Here is a 2,207-nt window from a genome sequence, read left to right on the forward strand (position 1 = left end):
CACGGGCGCAGTGCGATGGCCGGCGCCGTGATGGGCTCGACGAGCCAGAATCTGCTGCACCATGCGCCGGGCCCAGACCGAAGGAAGGCATGAACCGAGCCACTCGTGCGTCCGCCCTCGCCGCGACCACCGTCCTCGCGACGACCGGAGCCCTGCTCACGTGCACGTCCGCCGCCGGTGCCGCCACAGCGACCGTGACCTGTAAGTCGCCCGTCTTCGAACGGCAGTTCTACGCGAACACGACCTTCTCCGGTACGCCGAAGAAGACCGACTGCGATTCGAAGATCGATCAGAACTGGGGCACTGGCGCCCCCGCCGCCGGGCTGCCCAGCAACCACTTCGGCGTGCGCTGGACCGTCACCCGGGACTTCGGCTCCGGCGGCCCGTTCTCGATCCCCGTCGCGACCCGCGACGGCCTGCGCGTCTACCTCGACGGCACGCGCAAGGTCGACATCTGGAAGAACGTCTCGACGACCCAGACGAAGACCGTCAACATCACCATCCCGTCCGGGACGCACACCCTCCGCTTCGACTTCGTCAACTGGACGGGCGCCGCGAACGTCAAGGCGGACTACCTGCCCCGCACGTCCGCCACCGTCGACACGGTCAAGCCCCTCGTGCCCACCGGCACCTCCCTCATGTACGACTCCTCGTACCAGGCCAACTTCAGCTGGACGGCCAACAAGGAGATGGACCTCGCGGGCTACCGCGTGTACCGCCGGCTCCAGGGCACCTCGTACGGCACCAAGCCGCTGGCAACGACGACCTCCACCTCGTACACGGACACCACGCTGCCGAAGAACGGCGCGGTCTACTACTACGAGGTCCGCGCCTTCGACAAGGCGGGCAACGAGTCCGCGGGTACGGCGGACAAGTCCGTCACCACCGCCGACGAGAGCGCTCCCGCGGCGCCGAAGGGGGTCGAGGATGCCTGGAAGCCCGACTACTCCGAGAAGGTCAGCCTTTCCTGGGGCGGGAACACCGAGGCGGACCTCGCCGGGTACAACGTTTACCGCTCCACCACCGGCAGGCCGGTCGCGCTCACCGCGGCGAACCGGCTGAATGGTGACAAGCCGCTGACCTACTCCTGGTACCAGGAGCCGCTGCCGCTGACCGGGGACACGTACTACTACGTCGTCACGGCGGTCGACACGCACGGCAACGAGTCGGCGGCTTCCGGCACGGCGGAGTTCTACACGCGGGACAAGACGGGCCCCGTGGACACCGCGCACAACGCAACGGCGGTCGAGGACGAGCGCGGGGTCACGCTGACGTGGGACAAGTCCGAGACCACCAGCGAGGACTTCGTCGGGTACACGGTCCTGCGCTATGACAAGCCGCGCACGGAGCCCGGGCGCACGACTGTGGAGGTCGCCAAGGGCGTCCGGGGCACGTCCTTCACGGACGCGGCCCCGCCGCCGGGCGCCACGTACTACTACTCAGTCGTGGCTGTGGACGACGCCGGGAACGGGGGCACCCCGTCCGTCGAGATGCCGGTCGCGGTCGCCGGAAACAACACGCCGCCGCCCCCGGTGACGGGCACGACCGCCACCGCCCAGGAGAACGGCGTCTCGCTGAGCTGGGACGCCAGTGACGATCCCGGTCTCGACCACTACCGCATCCTGCGGGGCACCCTCGTCGACGGCGAGTGGGTCTACAAGCCGCTCATCGACGCCTGGACCCTCAAGCCCAAGGAGTTCACGGAGACCCACCACCTCGACCGTATGGCCGCCGACGGTGAGCGGTTCCGCTACAGCGTCATCGCCGTCGACCAGTACGGCAACCAGCTCACCGTCGAGACCGGGGCCCCCGTCCAGGACGTCACCGAGCTCGACCTGCGCCCCGACGCCGACGCGGGCCCCGCCGTGGGCGACACCCCGATCGGCCACCTCTACGGCGACGTGAACGGCTGGGTCGCCTGGTGGCTGGGCAGCGACACGGGCGCCAACGGCAGCAAGGTGACCGGCTTCACCGTCTACCGCTGGAACCGGTCGACCCACGTCTTCGACAAGGTTGACGTCCAGACGCGCGGTGACAGCACCAGTTGGTCGTACGTGGACACCGCCCGGCCCAAGGGAACGACCACGTACTACCGCGTGACGGCCACCCTCGCGGACGGCACGGAGACGGCCGCCCGCGAGTTGGCGTTCGCCTCGGAGAATTAGCTCCCGCCAGGGGAAGCAGTGGAGGCGCCCGGCCGGAGTTCC

1 protein-coding gene is annotated in these 2,207 nt (G+C 69.2%); it reads left to right on the forward strand.

Annotation, left to right across the window (positions count from 1 at the left end):
- The first annotated feature begins 89 nt into the window (after positions 1 to 89).
- Positions 90 to 2,165: a PA14 domain-containing protein gene (locus ABT116_RS43330; RefSeq protein WP_351646260.1), complete on the forward strand. Its 2,076-nt coding sequence runs from the start codon at positions 90 to 92 to the stop codon at positions 2,163 to 2,165.
- Positions 2,166 to 2,207: the final 42 nt, after the last annotated feature.

Origin of the sequence: Streptomyces sp. NPDC002130, from assembly GCF_040296465.1 — a bacterium.
GTDB lineage: Bacteria > Actinomycetota > Actinomycetes > Streptomycetales > Streptomycetaceae > Streptomyces.